Origin of the sequence: Phycicoccus mangrovi, assembly GCF_018729305.1 — a bacterium.
Lineage (GTDB): Bacteria > Actinomycetota > Actinomycetes > Actinomycetales > Dermatophilaceae > Phycicoccus > Phycicoccus jejuensis.
In genome coordinates this window covers 1-18,018 of sequence record NZ_JAHHWP010000001.1, presented here as the reverse complement: position 1 = coordinate 18,018, position 18,018 = coordinate 1, and the positions used below count along the sequence as shown (strand labels likewise).

Annotated in this window: 18 protein-coding genes and 1 pseudogene; 15 read left to right on the top strand and 4 right to left on the bottom strand. The window is 74.4% G+C overall.

Features of this window, described 5'->3' with window-relative positions:
* Window positions 1-11 precede the first annotated feature (11 nt).
* Genes KMZ30_RS00095 through lhgD form a run of 6 tightly spaced genes read left to right on the top strand, consistent with a single transcriptional unit; the run spans window position 12 to window position 6,592 of the window.
* Window positions 12-941, top strand: a complete 930-nt coding sequence (locus KMZ30_RS00095; RefSeq protein WP_215519831.1) for a carbohydrate kinase family protein — start codon at window positions 12-14, stop codon at window positions 939-941.
* Window positions 938-2,641 carry a fumarate hydratase gene (locus tag KMZ30_RS00090; protein ID WP_215513836.1) on the top strand — a complete coding sequence of 568 codons (1,704 nt, stop codon included), beginning with the start codon at window positions 938-940 and terminating at the stop codon, window positions 2,639-2,641. The genes KMZ30_RS00095 and KMZ30_RS00090 overlap by 4 nt, the downstream gene beginning before the upstream one ends.
* Window positions 2,638-3,153 carry a beta-class carbonic anhydrase gene (locus KMZ30_RS00085; protein WP_215513837.1) on the top strand — a complete coding sequence of 172 codons (516 nt, stop codon included), beginning with the start codon at window positions 2,638-2,640 and terminating at the stop codon, window positions 3,151-3,153. Before KMZ30_RS00090 ends, KMZ30_RS00085 begins: the two co-directional genes overlap by 4 nt.
* On the top strand, window positions 3,150-3,989 hold the full coding sequence (locus KMZ30_RS00080) for an MOSC domain-containing protein (protein ID WP_215513838.1): 840 nt from the start codon (window positions 3,150-3,152) through the stop codon (window positions 3,987-3,989). The genes KMZ30_RS00085 and KMZ30_RS00080 overlap by 4 nt, the downstream gene beginning before the upstream one ends.
* 10 nt (window positions 3,990-3,999) lie before the next feature.
* A complete protein-coding gene (locus KMZ30_RS00075) occupies window positions 4,000-5,385 on the top strand; it encodes a GH1 family beta-glucosidase (RefSeq protein WP_215513839.1) in 1,386 nt (461 codons plus the stop codon).
* A gap of 19 nt (window positions 5,386-5,404) precedes the next feature.
* Window positions 5,405-6,592: an L-2-hydroxyglutarate dehydrogenase gene (gene lhgD, locus KMZ30_RS00070; protein ID WP_215513840.1), complete on the top strand. Its 1,188-nt coding sequence runs from the start codon at window positions 5,405-5,407 to the stop codon at window positions 6,590-6,592.
* 33 nt (window positions 6,593-6,625) lie between these two features.
* On the opposite strand, the gene KMZ30_RS00065 is transcribed toward lhgD, so the two are convergent.
* From KMZ30_RS00065 to rplM, 4 genes are all read right to left on the bottom strand, one after another.
* Entirely contained in the window at window positions 6,626-7,051 is a 426-nt protein-coding gene (locus KMZ30_RS00065; RefSeq protein WP_030529487.1) for an Ohr family peroxiredoxin, read from the bottom strand.
* A gap of 68 nt (window positions 7,052-7,119) precedes the next feature.
* Window positions 7,120-8,466: a phosphoglucosamine mutase gene (gene glmM, locus KMZ30_RS00060; RefSeq protein ID WP_215513842.1), complete on the bottom strand. Its 1,347-nt coding sequence runs from the start codon at window positions 8,464-8,466 to the stop codon at window positions 7,120-7,122.
* 115 nt (window positions 8,467-8,581) lie between these two features.
* The gene (gene rpsI / locus KMZ30_RS00055; RefSeq protein WP_030529485.1) at window positions 8,582-9,094 is read right to left on the bottom strand and encodes a 30S ribosomal protein S9; all 513 of its coding nucleotides are present in this window, start codon (window positions 9,092-9,094) and stop codon (window positions 8,582-8,584) included.
* Window positions 9,094-9,537 (bottom strand): 50S ribosomal protein L13, encoded by a 444-nt coding sequence (gene rplM, locus KMZ30_RS00050; protein ID WP_030529484.1) that lies wholly within the window; start codon window positions 9,535-9,537, stop codon window positions 9,094-9,096. Before rplM ends, rpsI begins: the two co-directional genes overlap by 1 nt.
* Before the next feature lie 220 nt (window positions 9,538-9,757).
* Between rplM and KMZ30_RS00045 the strand changes: the two genes are divergently transcribed.
* The 9 genes and pseudogenes from KMZ30_RS00045 to KMZ30_RS00005 form a co-directional block, all read left to right on the top strand.
* A complete protein-coding gene (locus KMZ30_RS00045; protein ID WP_215513843.1) occupies window positions 9,758-10,372 on the top strand; it encodes an ArsR/SmtB family transcription factor in 615 nt (204 codons plus the stop codon).
* On the top strand, window positions 10,369-11,658 hold the full coding sequence (locus KMZ30_RS00040) for an MFS transporter (protein WP_215513844.1): 1,290 nt from the start codon (window positions 10,369-10,371) through the stop codon (window positions 11,656-11,658). The genes KMZ30_RS00045 and KMZ30_RS00040 overlap by 4 nt, the downstream gene beginning before the upstream one ends.
* 69 nt (window positions 11,659-11,727) lie before the next feature.
* Window positions 11,728-12,390, top strand: a complete 663-nt coding sequence (locus tag KMZ30_RS00035; RefSeq protein ID WP_215513845.1) for a hypothetical protein — start codon at window positions 11,728-11,730, stop codon at window positions 12,388-12,390.
* Window positions 12,391-12,409: 19 nt separating this feature from the next.
* Window positions 12,410-12,931: a sigma-70 family RNA polymerase sigma factor gene (locus KMZ30_RS00030; protein ID WP_215513846.1), complete on the top strand. Its 522-nt coding sequence runs from the start codon at window positions 12,410-12,412 to the stop codon at window positions 12,929-12,931.
* The gene (locus KMZ30_RS00025) at window positions 12,928-13,593 is read left to right on the top strand and encodes an anti-sigma factor family protein (RefSeq protein WP_215513847.1); all 666 of its coding nucleotides are present in this window, start codon (window positions 12,928-12,930) and stop codon (window positions 13,591-13,593) included. Before KMZ30_RS00030 ends, KMZ30_RS00025 begins: the two co-directional genes overlap by 4 nt.
* A gap of 109 nt (window positions 13,594-13,702) precedes the next feature.
* On the top strand, window positions 13,703-14,911 hold the full coding sequence (locus KMZ30_RS00020; protein ID WP_215513848.1) for an iron-containing alcohol dehydrogenase: 1,209 nt from the start codon (window positions 13,703-13,705) through the stop codon (window positions 14,909-14,911).
* Complete coding sequence (locus tag KMZ30_RS00015) at window positions 14,908-16,281, top strand: MadS family sensor histidine kinase (protein WP_215513849.1); 1,374 nt, start codon at window positions 14,908-14,910, stop codon at window positions 16,279-16,281. Before KMZ30_RS00020 ends, KMZ30_RS00015 begins: the two co-directional genes overlap by 4 nt.
* Window positions 16,275-16,958 carry a MadR family response regulator transcription factor gene (locus tag KMZ30_RS00010; RefSeq protein ID WP_308279834.1) on the top strand — a complete coding sequence of 228 codons (684 nt, stop codon included), beginning with the start codon at window positions 16,275-16,277 and terminating at the stop codon, window positions 16,956-16,958. The genes KMZ30_RS00015 and KMZ30_RS00010 overlap by 7 nt, the downstream gene beginning before the upstream one ends.
* 135 nt (window positions 16,959-17,093) lie before the next feature.
* A pseudogene (locus tag KMZ30_RS00005) lies at window positions 17,094-18,018 on the top strand (HNH endonuclease signature motif containing protein); the annotation flags it as partial.

Below are 18,018 nucleotides of genomic sequence, written 5' to 3'. Positions count from 1 at the left end.
GTTGGGATGCCGTGAGCGCCTCCGCGCCGCCGGTCGTCGTCGTCGGCGAGCTCCTCGTCGACATCGTCAGCTACCCCGACGGGCGCTCGGCCGAGCACGTCGGCGGCTCGCCCGCCAACGTCGCGGTGGGTCTCGCCCGGCTGGGTCACGACACGCACGTCGTGTGCCTCGTCGGCGAGGACGCCCGCGGCGCCCGCTGCGCCGAGCACGTGGAGGCCAGCGGCGCCCACCTGCTGCCCGGCAGCCGCAGCCCGCACCACCCGACGTCGACCGCCCTCGCGACGATCGACGAGCACGGCGCGGCCTCGTACGTCTTCGACCTGCACTGGGACCTCCCCCCGGTGCAGCTGCCCGACGGCACGGGCCACCTGCACACCGGGTCGATCGCGACGACCCTCACCCCGGGCGACGCCGAGGTCGAGGACGCGATGCGCCGCGCCCGCGCGCAGGGCACCGTCTCGTACGACCCCAACGTGCGCCCGACGATCATGGGAGACGTCGCCGACGTCCGTCCCCGCGTCGAGCACCTCGTCGGCCTCTCCGACGTCGTCAAGTGCTCCGAGGACGACCTCGAGTGGCTCTACCCCGGCGACTCCCCCTCCGCGGTCATGGCCCGGTGGGCCGGCCTCGGCGCGTCGCTGACGGTCGTGACCCTCGGCGGCGACGGCGTCGTCTGGCGCGCCGCGTCCGGCGAGGAGGGCCGCGCGCCGGCCCGCATCAAGGACGTCGTCGACACCGTCGGCGCCGGCGACTCCTTCATGGCCGGCCTCGTGTCCGGCCTCCTCGACACGGGGCTGCTCGGCAGCCCCGACGCCCGCGAGCGCCTCGCCCGCGCCACCCTCGCCGACGTCGACCCCGCCGTCGAGCGCGCCCTCGCCACGAGCGGGGTCACCGTCCGCCACGCCGGCGCCTACGCCCCCACCCGGGAGGAGATCCGATGACCGACTTCGCCTACGAGGACCTGCTGCCCGTCGGGGCCGACGAGACCCCGTACCGGCTGCTGACGACCGACGGCGTCGAGACCGTCGAGGGCCCGGGCGGCCGGCGTTTCCTCCAGGTCGCCCCCGAGGCGCTGCGCCTGCTGACCGAGACCGCGATGCACGACATCGCGCACTACCTGCGCCCCGCGCACCTCCAGCAGCTGGCCAACATCCTCGACGACCCCGAGGCGAGCAACAACGACAAGTTCGTGGCGCTCGACCTGCTGAAGAACGCGAACATCGCCGCCGGCGGCGTGCTGCCGATGTGCCAGGACACCGGCACCGCCATCGTCATGGGCAAGCGCGGGCAGCACGTGCTCACCGAGGGCACCGACGAGGCCGCCGTGAGCCGCGGTGTCTACGACGCCTACACGCGCCTCAACCTGCGCTACAGCCAGATGGCCCCGGTCACGACCTGGGAGGAGAAGAACACCGGCTCCAACCTCCCGGCCCAGGTCGAGCTGTACGCCGACACCGCGCCCGGCCACGAGACGACGTACAAGTTCCTCTTCATGGCCAAGGGCGGCGGCAGCGCCAACAAGTCCTTCCTCTTCCAGGAGACGAAGGCGATCCTCAACCCGGACGCGATGATGCGCTTCCTCGACGAGAAGCTCCGCGGCCTCGGCACCGCCGCCTGCCCGCCGTACCACCTCGCCATCGTCATCGGTGGCACGAGCGCCGAGTTCGCCCTCAAGACAGCCAAGTACGCCAGCGCGAAGTACCTCGACCAGCTGCCCAAGCAGGGTGACCCCGCCACCGGCCACGGCTTCCGCGACACCGAGCTCGAGGAGCGCGTGCTCGAGCTGACCCGGCAGTTCGGCATCGGCGCGCAGTTCGGCGGCAAGTACTTCTGCCACGACGTGCGCGTCGTCCGGCTCCCCCGCCACGGCGCCAGCCTCCCCGTCGCCATCGCCGTCTCGTGCTCGGCCGACCGCCAGGTCCTCGGCAAGATCACCCCCGAGGGTGTCTTCATCGAGCAGCTCGAGACCGACCCCGCCCGCTTCCTCCCCGACACCACCCACGCGGGCCTCGAGGACGCCGAGGGCGTCAGCGGCACGGGGGCGGGCGCCGTCGTGCCGATCGACCTCAACCGGCCGATGGACGAGATCCTCGCCGAGCTGACGAAGTACCCCGTCAAGACCCGGCTGAGCCTCACCGGCCCGCTCGTCGTCGCCCGCGACATCGCGCACGCGAAGATCAAGGAGCGCCTCGACGCCGGCGAGCCGATGCCGCAGTACCTCAAGGACCACCCCGTCTACTACGCCGGCCCGGCCAAGACCCCCGAGGGGATGCCGTCGGGCTCCTTCGGCCCGACGACCGCCGGCCGGATGGACTCCTACGTCGAGCAGTTCCAGGCCGCGGGCGGCTCGATGGTCATGCTCGCCAAGGGCAACCGCAGCCGGCAGGTGACCGACGCCTGCCAGGCGCACGGCGGCTTCTACCTCGGCTCGATCGGCGGCCCGGCCGCGCGCCTCGCCCAGGACTGCATCCGCAGCGTCGAGGTGCTCGAGTACCCCGAGCTCGGCATGGAGGCCGTCTGGAAGATCGAGGTCGAGGACTTCCCGGCGTTCATCGTCGTCGACGACAAGGGCGAGGACTTCTTCGCCGGCGTCACCAAGCCCGTCGCGTTCACCATCGAGAAGAGGACCGGACTGCTGTGAGCGAGCCCACCACCACGCCCACCGACTTCGACGACCTGCTCGCCGCCAACGAGCACTTCGCCGAGACCTTCGACCTCGCCGGCTTCGACGGCGTCGCCCACGCGGGCATCGCCATCGTCACGTGCATGGACAGCCGCATCGCGCCGCTCGCGATGCTCGGCCTGCACCCCGGCGACGCCAAGATCTTCCGCAACCCCGGCGGGCGCGTCACCCCGCAGGCCCTCGAGGCGCTGGTCCTCGCGGTGCACCTCCTCAACGTGAACCGCGTCCTCGTCGTCCCGCACACCCGCTGCGCCGTCGCCTCGAACACCGAGGAGGAGCTGCAGCGCCGGGTCGGCGAGTCGGCGGGCGTCGACGCGTCGTGGCACGACTTCAACGTCGTCACCGACCAGCAGGCCGCGCTCGAGCACGACGTCCACGTCCTGCGCTCGCACCCCCTCATCGGCGAGCGGGCCCTCATCGGCGGGTTCATGTACGACGTCGACACCGGTCGCCTCACCCGGCAGGCGTGAGCACCCGGCTGGAGCGGGTCGCGCTCCACCCGGTCAAGAGCACCGCGGTCCGCGCCGTCCCGGTGGCCGCGGTCGAGCCATGGGGCCTGCGCGACGACCGCCGCTGGATGGTCGTCACGCCCGACGGCGAGTGCCTGACGGCCCGCGAGGAAAACTCCCTCTTCGCGCTGACGGCCGACACCCCGGCCACCGACCCCGGTCTCCGTGCCGCGCTGCGGCTGCGCGCGGGCGGCGCCGACGACCTCCTCGTCGAGCCCCCGCACGGCGAGCCGGTCCCCGTGACCGTCCACGGGCGGGCGCTCACCGGTCGCGTGGCCGACGACCCCGCCCACGCCTGGCTGCGGGATGCCCTGCGGCGCACCGACGTCCGGCTCGTCCACGTCGCCGACCCGCGGCCGCTCAACCCGGCGCACGCACGCCCCGGCGAGGCCACCGCCTTCGCCGACGGCTATCCGGTCACGCTCGCGTCCGCGGCCTCGCTCCGGCGGCTCGGCGACTGGGTCGCGGAGACCGCGGTCGAGCGCGGCGAGGAGCCGGCCACCATCGGCGTCGACCGCTTCCGACCCAACCTCGTCGTCGACGGCGACCTCGAGCCCTTCGAGGAGGACGGCTGGAGCGCGGTCACCGTCGGCGCCGTCACCTTCCGCGTCGTCAAGCCGGTCGACCGCTGCGTCATGACCACCCTCGACCCCGCCACCCGCGAGCGCGGCCACGAGCCGATCCGCACGCTCGCCCGCCACCGTCGTTGGGACGGCGCGACGTGGTTCGCCGTCCAGCTCGTGCCGGTGTCCACGGGCGAGGTCCGCGTCGGCGACGAGGTGCGGCCCGCCCGGTAGGTTCGTGCGCATGACGACCTCCGAGCTCACCTTCCCCGAGGGCTTCCTCTTCGGCGCCGCCACCGCGAGCTACCAGATCGAGGGCGCGACCAAGGAGGACGGCCGCGGCCAGTCCATCTGGGACACCTTCTCCGCGACCCCGGGCAAGGTCGCGAACGGCGACACCGGCGAGGTCGCGTGCGACCACTACCACCGCGTGCCGGAGGACGTCGCGCTCATGCAGCGGCTCGGGCTCGAGGCCTACCGGTTCTCCGTCGCGTGGCCGCGCATCCAGCCGGACGGCACCGGCCCGGCCAACCCCCTCGGGCTCGCCTTCTACGACCGGCTGGTCGACGAGCTGCTCGGCGCGGGCATCCGCCCGGTCGTCACGCTCTACCACTGGGACCTCCCGCAGGCCCTCGAGGACCGTGGCGGCTGGCGCTCCCGCGACGTCGCCGGCTGGTTCGCCGACTACACCGCCCACGTCGTCGGCGCGCTCGGCGACCGCGTCGTCAACTGGACCACGCTCAACGAGCCGTGGTGCTCCTCGATGCTCAGCCACTCGATCGGGGCCCACGCGCCCGGCCACCGCGACCCGATGGAGGGCCTGCTCACGGCCCACCACCTGATGCTGGCCCACGGCACCGCGGTGCCCGTCATCCGCGAGCACTGCCGTGACGCGCAGGTGTCGATCACCCTCAACCCGACCCAGGTCCACGGCCCCGCCGACCCCACGGAGGCCGACCTCGACGCCGTCCGCCGCGCCGACAACGCCCTCAACGGCGTCTTCTTCGGCCCGCTCTTCCACGGCGCCTACCCCGAGGGGATGCTCGACGACGTCGCGCACCTCACCGACGGCTCGTTCGTCCACGACGGCGATCTCGCGACGATCGGCGCCCCGCTGGACAACCTCGGCGTCAACAACTACTTCCCCACCCGCGTGCGCGCCACGGCCGACGGCGACGAGCCGGTCGGCAACACCCATCTGCTGCCCGGCTGCGAGCGCGTCTCCGAGATCGACCCCCACCCGCCGGTCACGGCGATGGGCTGGGAGCAGTCGCCGGAGTCGCACCGTTTGATCATCGAGCGCTCGGCCCGCGAGTGCGGCCTGCCGGTCTACATCACCGAGAACGGCTCGGCCTGGGACGACACCGTCTCGCCCGACGGCGCCGTCCACGACCCCGAGCGCGTGGCGTACCTGCGCGACCACCTCGGCGCCGTCGCCGACGCGATCGAGGGCGGCACCGACGTCCGCGGCTACTTCGCGTGGAGCCTCCTCGACAACTTCGAGTGGGCCTACGGCTACGACAAGCGCTTCGGCATCGTCCACGTCGACTACGACACCCAGGTGCGGACCGTCAAGGACTCCGGCCTCGAGTACGCGCGGGTCATCGCGGAGCACCACGGGCGCGGATGACGCCCCGAGCAGCCGAGCGATGAGCCGCCGGGTCGTCGTCGTCGGCGGCGGGATCGTCGGCCTCGCCGTCGCCCACCGGCTCGTCACGGACGAGCCCACGGCGCGGGTCACGGTGCTGGAGAAGGAGTCCGGCTGGGCGCGGCACCAGACCGGGCGCAACAGCGGCGTCGTGCACTCGGGCCTGTACTACCCGCCGGGCAGCGCCAAGGCCCGCTGGTGCCGCAGCGGGGGCGCCGAGCTCCTCGCCTTCGCCCGGGAGCACGGGGTCGCCCACGCCGTCACCGGCAAGCTCGTCGTCGCCACCTCCCCCGACGAGCTGCCACGCCTGGCCGCGCTCCACGACCGCGGGCTGGCCAACGGCCTCGCCGTGACCCGCCTCGACGTCGACGGCGCCCGCGCGCACGAGCCGCACGTCGCCGCCCTCGCGGCGCTCCACGTCCCCGAGACCGGGGTCGTCGACTACCCCGGCATCTGCGCGGCGCTCGTCGACCGCCTCGCCGCCGCCGGCGCCGACCTGCGCCCCGGCACGGAGGTCGTCGGCGGCCACGACGGGCCCCGCGAGGTCGTGGTCGAGACCAGTCGCGGAACGGTCGCCGCCGACCTCGTGGTCAGCTGCGCCGGGCTGCGGACCGACCTCGTCGCGGAGCTGCTCGGGCACCGGCCGTCGGTGCGCATCGTGCCGTTCCGCGGCGAGTACCGCGAGCTCGCCCCCGAGGCGGCGCACCTCGTCCGCGGCCTCGTCTACCCCGTCCCCGACCCGGAGCTCCCGTTCCTCGGGGTCCACCTGACGCGCGGGGTCGACGGCCACGTCCACGCCGGCCCCAACGCCGTCCTCGCCCTGGCCCGCGAGGGCTACGGCTGGGGCGTCATCCGGCCCCGCGAGCTCGCCGGGACGCTCGCCTACCCGGGCCTGTGGCGGCTGGCCCGCCGGCACGCCCGCACCGGCGTCCACGAGGTCGCCCGCTCGCTCGACGCCCGACGCTTCGGCGACAGCCTGCGCCGGCTCGTCCCCGACCTGCGCGACGAGGACCTGCTCCGCGCCCCCGCCGGCGTCCGCGCCCAGGCGGTGCGCCCCGACGGCACGCTCGTCGACGACTTCCTCGTCGAGCGCTCCGGCCGCTGCGTGCACGTCCTCAACGCACCCTCGCCCGCCGCCACCGCCGCGTTCGCGATCGCCCGACACGTCACCGGCCTCCTCCCGTCGTGACGGGAGGAGGCCGGTGGGGTGGTGCAGGGGGCGTCAGGCGGGCTTGCCGACGACGGTGACGTCGATGTTGCCGCGGGTCGCCTTGGAGTAGGGGCAGAACTCGTGCGCCTTGTCGGCGAGCGCCTGCGCGGTCTCCGCGTCGACACCCGGGATGGTGGTGACGATCTCGACCGCCAGGCCGACACCGGTGGCCGTCTCGCCGAGGGTCACGTCGGCGGTCGTCTCGGCGCCGGTGACGTCGATGCCGTCCTGCTGCGCCACGTGCGCGAGCGCGCCGTTGTAGCAGGCGGCGTAGCCGGCCGCGAAGAGCGTCTCCGGGTTGGCGACCGGGTTCGAGGTGCTCGGCTTGCCCAGCTTCACGTCGACGGTGCCGTCGGCGCTCTTGGTGTGGCCGTCGCGACCGCCGGTGGAGGTGGCGGAGATGCTGTAGAACTTCTTGGTCACGGACTCGTGGGGCACGGAGGCTCTCCTTCGATGTCGACGGGTGGTCCCTCGTGCCAACCGAACCCCGCCCGCGGCCATTCCCGTCAGAGGGAGAGTCGCTCCTTGACGACGGCGCAGAGCCGGTCGCAGACCTCGCGGGCGTGCTCCTCGGTGGCTGCCTCGACCATGACGCGCACGACCGGCTCGGTGCCCGACTTGCGCAGCAGCACGCGGCCGGTGCCGGCGAGGGCCTCCTCCTCGGCACGGACGGCGGCCTGGAGCACCTCGTCGCTCTCGACGCGCGACTTGTCGACGCCCTTGACGTTGACGAGAACCTGCGGCAGGCGCGACATGACGGTCGCCAGCTCGGCGAGCGGCGTGCCGGTCTCGACGACGCGCGCCGCGAGCATGAGCCCGGTGAGGACCCCGTCGCCGGTCGTGCCGTGCTCCAGCATGATGACGTGCCCGGACTGCTCGCCGCCGAGCGAGTAGCCGGAGCGGCGCATCTCCTCGAGGACGTAGCGGTCGCCGACGCCGGTCTGGCGGACCTTGACGCCCTCGCGCTCCATCGCCTGGATGAGGCCGAGGTTGCTCATGACGGTCGCGACGAGGGTGTTCTCGCGCAGCACGCCGCGTTCCTTGAGGGCGACCGCGAGGACGGCCATGATCTGGTCGCCGTCGACCTCGCGCCCGTCGTGGCCCACCGCGAGGCAGCGGTCGGCGTCCCCGTCGTGGGCGATGCCGAGGTCGGCCCCGCGCTCGAGGACGGCCGCCCTCAGCCGGTCGAGGTGCGTCGAGCCGTAGCCGTCGTTGATGTTGAGGCCGTCGGGGTCGGTGCCGATCTCGACGACGTCCGCGCCGGCGAGCCGGAAGACCTCCGGCGAGACGGCGCTCGCCGCGCCGTGCGCGCCGTCGATGACGACGGTCAGGCCGTCGAGGCGGTTCGGCAGCGTCCGCAGCAGGTGCGCGATGTACCGCGCCTGGCCCGCGCGGTTGCTCTGGATGCGGCCGACCTCCGCGCCCTGCGGGCGGTCCCAGTCCTGGCCGATGCGGGCGGCGATCTCGTCCTCGACGGCGTCGGGCAGCTTGTGGCCGCCCTCGGCGAAGAACTTGATGCCGTTGTCGGGCATCGGGTTGTGCGACGCGGAGAGCATCACGCCGAAGGTCGCGCCCATGTCGGCGGTGAGGAAGGCGACCGCCGGGGTGGGCAGGACCCCCACGTCGTGCACGTCGACACCGGCCGACGCCAGGCCCGCGGTGACCGCGGCGGAGAGGAACTCGCCACTGGCCCGGGGGTCGCGGCCGACCACGGCGCGGGGGCGGCGCCCCGCCTGCCGGTCGGCGTCACCGAGGACGTGGGCCGCGGCGATGCTCAGGTCGAGCGCGAGCTCGACGGTGATGTCGCGGTTCGCGAGACCGCGGACGCCGTCGGTGCCGAAGAGTCGGGACATGCTGGGGCCTTTCGGTGGTGGGGCAGCGACCGAACCTACCGTGTGGCGGGCCGGGACACGGCGACGGCGGCACCCACGAGGGGTGCCGCCGTCGGCTCGTCGCGCGGGGCGCGGGTCAGCGCTTGCTGTACTGCGGCGCCTTGCGGGCCTTCTTGAGACCCGCCTTCTTGCGCTCGGGGACGCGGGCGTCACGGGTGAGCAGGCCGGCCTTCTTGAGCGCCGGGCGGTTCAGCTCCTCGTCGACCCCGTTGAGCGAGCGGGCGACACCGAGGCGGACGGCGCCGGCCTGGCCGGAGGGGCCACCGCCGTGGACGCGCACGAGGACGTCGTAGGCGCCGTCGAGCTCGAGGACCTTGAGCGGCTCGTTGACGATCTGCTGGTGGACCTTGTTCGGGAAGTACTGCTCGAGCGAGCGGCCGTTGATCTTCCACTCGCCGCTGCCCGGGACGATCCGGACGCGGGCGACGGCCTGCTTGCGGCGGCCGGTCGCACCGCCGGGCGCCGAGGCGCTCGGGCGGCGGGTCGACTCGGTCGCGACGGTGCCGTCGGACTCGGAGGTGTACTCGGTGACGGGGGCGTCGTTGACGTCCGTCCCGGCGGTCTCGTCGATCTGGGCGTTCTCGGACATCACTGGGCCACCTGGGTGATCTCGAAGGGCTTGGGCTGCTGGGCAGCGTGGGGGTGCTCGGCGCCGCGGTAGACCTTGAGCTTGGTCAGCTGCTGGCGGCCGAGGGAGGTCTTGGGGACCATGCCGCGGATGGCCTTCTCGATCGCCTTCTCCGGGCTCTTGGCGAGCAGCTCGGTGTAGGAGGTCGAGCGCAGACCGCCCGGGAAGCCCGAGTGGCGGTAGGCCTTCTTCTGCTCGGCCTTGGAGCCGGTCAGGGCGACCTTGTCGGCGTTGATGATGATGACGAAGTCACCGGTGTCGACGTGCGGCGCGAAGGTCGGCTTGTGCTTGCCGCGGAGCAGCACGGCCGCCTGGCTCGCGAGCCGGCCGAGCACGACGTCGGTGGCGTCGATGACGTGCCACGCGCGGGTCACGTCGCCCGGCTTCGGGGTGAAGGTACGCATGAGAGTCCTCTTGTTGCGGGTCGGATGGCGTGTGCCGAGTGCTCCCGCGAGGGAGCGACGGCCCTCGTGACAGCGCACGGCACACCAGTCGTCCATGCTACGGACCCGTGCCCCGCTCCCCCAAATCGCCGACGGACGGCTCCTGACCTGCGGCGATGCCGTCCACATCCTCTCTGCACGACTCTTGTGCAAACAAACTGTGCACAGGTAGTGTGCACGCATGGCATCTCCCGACCCCACCGACGACGGGCACCTGACCGGCCTGCGGCTCGACGCCGCGGCCCTGAAGACCCTCGCCCACCCGCTGCGCAGCCGCCTCCTGTCGGCCCTGCGGGTCGGCGGCCCGGCGACCGCCACCGACCTCGCCGCGGCGCTCGGCACCAACTCCGGGGCGACGTCCTACCACCTGCGCCGGCTCGAGTCGGTCGGCCTCGTCGCCGACACCGGCGACGGCGAGGGCAAGCGCCGGCTGTGGCGCGCCGCCACCGAGAGCCACCAGTGGGAGCCGAGCGACTTCGCCGGTGACGACGACGCCGAGAGCGCGCTCGGCTGGCTCCAGCGCGACTACTCCCGCCACCTCGGCGAGCGCTACGAGCGCTGGCTCGACGTCGAGTCCGCGTGGCCGGTCGACTGGCGCGACGCGATGGGGATGGACGACTCGTGGGTCGTCGCCACCCCCGACCAGGCGCGGGCCCTGCGCCAGGAGCTGGACGACGTCGTCGCGCGCTACCGCCGCGTCGGCCAGGGCAACCCCTCGGCCCGCCGGGTCGCCGTCTACGCCGTCATGTACCCGGTCGACCTCGACCGCGCCCCGCGGGGCGGCGAGCAGCGGTGAGCACGACGGCGTCGAGCACCGCCCCGCTCACCGCGCGGCAGGCGCTGCGCGTCCTCCTGCTGCTGACCTTCACCCGCTGGTTCCCCGTCGGGCTGGTCATCGGCGTGACGACGCTGCTCGCCCTCGAGCGCGGCATGTCGCTGGCGCAGCTCGGCGTCATCCTCTCGATGCAGGGCTTCGTCGTGCTCGCGCTCGAGCTGCCGACCGGTGGTTTCGCCGACGCCCTCGGTCGCCGCCCGCTCCTCGTGGCCTCGAGCGTCGTCGCGCTCGTGTCGGCGCTCGTCTTCGTCCTCGCGCAGACCTTCGCCGCCTTCTGCGTCGCCCTCCTGCTCCAGGGCGTCTTCCGCGCCCTCGACTCCGGGCCGCTGGAGTCCTGGTACGTCGACACCGCCCAGGCCGACGACCCCGACGTCCCCGTCGAGCAGGGCCTCGCCCGCGCCGGCACCGTGCTCGGCGTCGCCATCGCGCTCGGCGCCGTCGTCTCCGGCGGCGTCATCGCGTGGCACCCCGTGCGCGCCCTCACCGCGCTCGAGAACGCGTACTGGCTCTCGATCGCCTTCGTCGTCGTCAACCTCGTCGCCACGCTCGTCCTCCTGCGCGAGCCGAGCAGGCACGTCGACGCCCGTGGCGTGCGCCGCGCCCTCGACTCCGCGCGCGAGGCGCCCCGTGTCGTCGTGGCCGGCGTCCGGATGCTCGGCCGCAACGGGGTCCTGCGGGCGCTCGTGCTCGTCGAGGTCTTCTGGAGCGTCGGGATGATCGCCTTCGAGACGTTCATGCCGGTCCGGCTCTCCGAGCTCGTCGGCGGCGAGACCGAGGCCGGCGCGCTCATGGGTCCGGTGTCCGCCGCGGCCTGGGGGCTGTTCGCGGCGGGGTCGGCCGCGGCCGCGCTCGCCGCCCGCCGGGTCGGCGTGACGTGGACGGCCATCGCCTCCCGCGTCCTCCAGGGCGGGTTCGTCGTCGTCATGGCCCTGATGACCGGCCCGGTGGGGCTCGTCACCGCCTTCTTCGTCGTCTACACCCTGCACGGCACCGCCGGGCCGGTCCACAGCGCCCTGCTGCACCGCCAGGCCGACGCCGCCAACCGCACGACGGTCCTGTCGGTCAACTCGATGGTGGCCGGCGGCTGCTACAGCCTCGGCCTGCTCGTCCTGGGCCCGCTCGCCGAGGCGACGAGCACCGCGACCGGCATCCTCGTCGCGGGGGCCTTCAGCGTCCTCGGTGCGCTCTGCTACCTCCCCGCGCTGCGCCAGGAGCGCGCCGGGACGGTGTCCTCGGTCGCCGGCTGAACCGACCGGACCCCGCCGGCGTACCTCTCCTCGACGGCGGGAGGCACCCGCCGACCCGAGGAGGACACCGTGGGACCACGCACCGCCCTGACCGTCGCCATCGCGAGCACCGCCGCCGTCGTCGCGGTGGCCGCCGCCTCGCCGAGCCCCGCGGCCGCCGACGGCGACCACGGCCACCGGCAGCGCGGCGCCGAGGTGCAGATCGTCGCCCCCGCCCGGCACGACGTCGTCGGCGTCGCCGGCCGCGCCTGGGCCGCCGACCTGCGCGTGACCGTGCACGGCCGGGACGCGCTGACCCGGTCCGCGTTCACGCCGCAGCTGACCGGCCCCGCCGCGCACGCGAGCACCGCCCCGTTCCCCGGCGCCTTCGCCCCGGGCGCCGACGAGGCGCTGCCGGGGCTCGTCGTCCTCGACTCGACGACCGCGGTCGGCGCCGGGGCGGGCCAGAACCTCGCGGGCCTGTTCAACCTCACGGCGCTCACCGACAACCGGCCCGACCGGGTGTCGGTCATGGACACGTGGATCGTCGGCGCCCCGTCCTTCGGCACGGGCACCCGCTCGACCATCCTCGCCGCGGTCGTCGCCGACCTCGACCACGACGGCCGCTACGACGACGCACCCGCCGTCGTGCCGGACGCGGACGGGGACGGTGACGTCGACGCCCGCGACTTGCGGGCGCTCGGGCTGGCGTCCGAGGTGGCCTCGGTCGACTTCGTGGTCACCGGGCCCTGAACGGTCCACCATCTCCCCCATGACCCCACCGGCGGACGAGGCCGCGCTGGCCACGGTGTACGCCGCGCACGCCCCGGCGGTGCGCGCGTACCTGCGGCGCCGCGCGGCCTCCCCGCAGGTGGCCGACGACCTCCTCCAGGAGACGTTCCTGCGGGTGTGGCGGACCATCGGCCGCCTCGAGCCCGGGCGTGACGAGCGCGAGGTGCGGGCCTACGTCCTCACCGTGGCCCGCAACGTCGCGACGGACGCGTGGCGCTCCGCGGGCCGCCGGCCCGAGCTCCTCGACGACGGCTCGGTCCTCGACGCCCTGCCCGGGGACGACGGCCTCGAGGAGGCCGTCGACGGCTGGCTCGTGGCGGAGGCGCTGCGGCGGCTGGCGCCGGCCCACCGCGAGGTCGTCCGGCTGCTGTTCCACGAGGGGATGTCGGTGCGCCAGGCCGCCGCCCGGCTCGGGGTGCCCGAGGGCACCGTGAAGTCGCGGAGCCACTACGCGGTGCGTGCCCTGCGCGTCGCGTTCGAGGAGATGGGAGTGACCCGGTGACCGAGGACCACGACGAGCTGCGGCACCTGCTCGGGCCCTGGGTGCTCGGCGGGCTCGACGCCGCCGACCGCGCCCGGTTCGGCACCCACCTCGCCGCCTGCGACGGGTGCCGGGCGGAGGTGGAGGCGTCCACGCCCGTGGCCGGCCTCCTGCGCCGCGTCCCGGAGGACGTGTGGGCGGAGCCCGCGCGGGAGGCGACCCCCGAGCGGGAGGTGGCCCCGCTCCTCGGCGCCGTGGCCGCGCGGCGCCGTGCTGCCCGGCGACGCGCCGTCGCGCTCGGCGCCCTCGCCGCGACGGTCGCCCTCCTGGCCGGCGTCGTCCTCGGGGCGCGCCTGGACGACGCGGGCTCGCCGCCCGCCTCCACCGCGGCCGTCGCGCTGGCGTCCACCGCCGGCTCGGGCACGAGCGGGCGGGCCTCTCTCGAGTCCCGGCCCTGGGGCACCCAGGTGGCGCTCGAGCTCGCCGACCTGCCCCGCACCGGGCGGTACACCCTCGTCGTCCACGCCACCGACGGCCGCCGGGAGACCGGCGCGACGTGGTCGGCCACCGACCGCGACGTCGTGCGCGTCGTCGGCGCCACGTCGCTCCCGGCGGCCGGCATCGCCACCCTCGAAGTCGTGTCGGCGGCGGGCGACACCCTGGCCGAGGGCCACACGACCTGACCGTTCGGAGAGGGGGTGGCCGGTCCCTGCCACGGGCCGGGCGGACGGGTGCGCGTCCCGGCCGAGCGGGTTACCGTTGCTGCCACCCGAGGGGTGCAGGAGGGCCGCGATGACGGCGCTGGACGGCAACGGAGCCGGGACGACGACCACGACGTGGCCGCTCGACGCGTCCGCGCTCGTGAAGTTCCAGGCCCCGGAGATCGTCTTCGGGATCGGCGCCCTCGCCGAGGCCGGCTACGCGGCCCGCCGGCTCGGGGCGCGCCGGCCGTTCGTCGTCACCGACCCGGGCATCGTCGAGGCCGGGTGGGCCCACGAGCTGCTCGGCCACCTGCGCGAGGTCGGCCTCTCCCCCGTCGTCTGCAGCGACGTCTCGCCCAACCCGCGCGACGTCGAGGTCGCGGCCGCGCACGACCTCTACCGGGCCAACGACTGCGACGTCATCATCGGCCTCGGCGGCGGCTCCGCGATGGACGCCGCCAAGGGGGTCGCGGTGCTCGCCGGCAACGGCGGCTCGATCCTCGACTACCGGGGCGTCGACCAGGTGCACCGCGAGATCCCGCCGCTGCTCATGGTGCCCTCGACCTCCGGCACGGGCGCCGACGTCAGCCAGTTCTGCATCGTCACCGACACCACGCGCCACGTGAAGGTGACGATCATGGGCCGCGCGCTCGTGCCCGACATCTCCATCACCGACCCGCGCCTGCTGACGACGATGCCCGAGTGGCTCAACGCGGCGACCGGTCTCGACGCGCTGACCCACGGCATCGAGGCCTTCGTGTCGCGGGCGCACAACGCGCTCGCCGACGTCCACGCGCTCAACGCGGTCGGCCTCGTCAACCAGCACCTCGTGCAGACGATGCGAGTCCCCGACGACCCCGAGGCCCGCACCGGGATGGCCGAGGCGGCCCTGGCCGCCGGGCTCGCCTTCACCAACGCGATCCTCGGCGCGACGCACGCGATGAGCCACCAGGTCGGCGGGCTGCTCGACGCCCCGCACGGCGTCATCAACGGCATCCTCCTGCCTCACGTCATCCGGTACAACGCCGAGTCCTCCCCCGACCGCTTCGTGCCGCTCGCGCGCTCCGCCGGCCTGGCCGTCGACGGGATGCCGCCGGCCGAGGCCGCCGAGGCCCTCGCGGTGAAGGTACGCGTCATGGCCGACGAGGTCGGGGTGCCACGGTCGCTGCGCTCGCTCGGCATCACCGAGGAGCACCTCGTCACGCTGTCGCAGAACTCGCTCGAGGACGCCTGCCTGACGACCAACCCGCGCCCCACGGACGCGGCCGACATCGAGCGCATCTTCCGGGCGGCGCTGTGACCGAGGGCGCGACCGACCTCTCGCGCCTGACCGGGGTGCGGTCCGGCAAGAACTCCTACTACCCGGCGTACGTGCGCTCCACCGAGCGCACGCAGCGCGCCGTGCGCGCCATGGACACCATCTCGCGGGCCGTCGTCCGCACCGTCGAGGGTCCGCGCGGGCTGCTCGAGGAGGTGGCACGGGCCGCGGCCGACCACCTCGACGCCGACTGGGCGGTGCTCGCCCTCGCCGACAGCCACCTCGAACGCGCGCGGCCCCGCTTCGTCGTCATCGGCCCGGACCGCCGCAGCGTCGGCGACCCGACCGAGGTGCCCGAGGCCGTGCGCCTCGAGCTGTCGGCGGTGCGCTCGGGCTACGCCGGGCCGTCGGCGCGCACCGACGTCTGGGTCCGCGTCCCGATGTACCTCGAGGGGCGCCGCGTCGGCGGGCTCGCCGCGCGCCACGGCCTTCTCGAAGAGCCCGAGCCGGAGGATCTCGCCGTGCTGCGCATCCTCGCCAACCAGGCGGCGGTCTCGCTGCACACGAGCGAGCAGTACCAGGCCGGCCTGTCGCTGCATCGGCGTGCGCAGCGGCTGCACGAGGAGGCGCGCGCACAGGCGCGCGACCTCGCGACGCGAACGGCCGAGCTCGAGGCGGCGGAGCACCGGCTCGCCGTCGCCGAGCAGCGCGAGCTCGTCGACGCCGAGCGGCACCGCATCGCGCGCGAGCTGCACGACAGCGTGACGCAGTACGTGCTCTCGGCGGGGATGGCCGTCGAGGTCGCGCGCGGGGAGGCGGAGGCGCTCGGCGCGTCCGACGTCGGGGCCCAGCTGCAGACCGCGAAGTCGTTGACGCAGACGGCGGTCGAGCAGCTGCGCACCGCGATCTTCGCCCTGACCCGGCCGCACACCGACTCGGTCGCGTCGCTCGAGGACCTCCTGCGCGAGGTCGTGCACCACCATCGCCCGATGCTCGACATCCAGGTGCGGGTCGCGGGGCGCACGACCGCGCTCGGGCACGACGTGCACCACGAGGTCGCCCGGGTCGTCGGCGAGGCCCTGTTCAACGTCGTCACCCACGCCGGGGCGCGGCGGGCGGTGCTGCGGGTGCGGTGGATGCCCGACGCCCTCGTCGTGTCGGTGTCCGACGACGGCGACGGCGAGCCCGCGGCGCTGCGCCGGATGCTCCAGCTCGAGCGCCGGACGGTGCGCGACGGCCGGCACCAGGGGCTGGCCAACATGGACTCCCGCGTCCGGGGGCTGGGCGGGACGCTGGCCTTCCGTCGCTCGCGGCTGGGCGGCGTCCGCCTCACCTTCCGCGTCCCGCTGCCCGTCGTCCGGGTCCCCGCCGGGCTCGTTCCCCCGACCGCCGAGGAGGCCACGCCGTGCTGAGCACCGCCGACGTCCGAGACACCCCCGCCGACCGCGAGACCATCGGCGTCATGCTCGTCGACGACCACGCGATCGTCCGGCAGGGACTGCGGTCCGTCCTCGAGCGCGAGCCCGACATCACCGTCGTCGCGGAGGCCTCCTCGCGCGGCGAGGCGCTGGCCGTCCTCGAGCGCGTGACCCCGCGCGTGGTCCTCCTCGACCTCAAGCTGTCGTCGTCGAGCGACACCGAGGGCCTCGAGCTCGCGCAGGCCATCAGCGCCGGGCACCCGAGCGTCGCCGTCCTCGTGCTGACGACGTTCCTCGACGAGCAGCTGGTCCTCGAGGCGGTACGCGCGGGTGCACGCGGCTACGTCGTCAAGGACGTCGACACCGCGGCGCTCGTCCGCGCGATCCACGACGTGAGCAAGGGCGAGTCGGCGTTCGACGCCCGGTCCGCGGCGGCGATGGTGCGCGGGATGCAGGCACCGCCGCAGCCGGCCGCCCCGACCCTGTCAGCGCGCGAGGACGAGGTGCTCCAGCTCCTGGCACGAGGCCTGTCCAACAAGGAGATCGGCAAGCGTCTGTACATCTCGGAGACGACCGCGAAGTTCCATGTCGGCAACATCCTGCGCAAGCTCGAGGTGTCCGGGCGGGCCGAGGCGGTCTACGAGGCGACGAAGCGCGGGCTGCTGTCCTAGGCCAGGCGTCCTCGGTCGCGGCTGCAGGGCAGGGGTTTTCCACAGTCAGACCCGACGACACTGGTCGTCCACAGGGTGAGCCGGTGAGCTCTCGTGGCCATCCCTGCTGTCGGTGGCCGGTGCCAGGATGGTCACATGTCAACGGGGACAGCCGAACTCGAGGAACGCCGCGCGCGGCTCGAGGCTGCCCGCGACGCCCTGACCGGGCTCGACGAGGTGCTGGCCGGCGCCTGCGGGAACGACCTCGGGGCGCTGATGGAGCTCCTCGACGAGGTCGCCGCCCGGGCGTCTGCCGGGCGGGTCGTGGTCGCGCTCGAGGCCGTGCGACGCGGTGAGGCCGCCGGGTCCGCCACCCACGCCTGGATCCGGCAGCACGCCCCCTCCCTGCGCCAGTCCGGCGCCGCCGCCCTCGCCCGGCTCGTGGTCGACGTCGCCGCCGGCGACACCCCCACCCACCGCCGAGACCCCGACCCCGACACCCCCCTCGGCGTCGTCTGGGCCGCCGTGCGGACCGGTGAGATCGAGGCCCACACCGGGTGCGCCGTCCTGCGCGAGACCACCCGCCTCGCACCCCTGCTGCAGCCCGCCGCCCTGCCCACCGCGACCACCGGCCTCGTCGCCCTGGCCGCCGAGCACGGACCCGCCGTCATGCGCCGCCTGCGACCCCGGCTGCTGGCCGAGCACGGCCGAGACGGCACCCTCGAGGACCTCCACACCCACCTGGCCGCCGCCGCCCGCCTCTCCACGCCCCGCATCGAGTCCGGCGACCTGACCGAGTACCAGCTGTGGATGACCCCCGAACAGGCCGCCACCCTCGAAGCCGCCATCGGGCCCTTGTCCGCCCCCGCCCCCAACGAGCAGACGGGCGAACCCGACCTGCGCCCCGCCGGACAACGCCGCGTCGAAGCCCTCACCACCGTGTGCGCCACCGCCACCACCCTGCACACCGGCACCCACGACACCGACCGCGGCCCCGACACCACCCTCCACCTCACCATCCCCCTGACCGACCTCACGAGCGGGACGACCCGAGACCCCGGCGAGCTGCTCGCGGACCTCA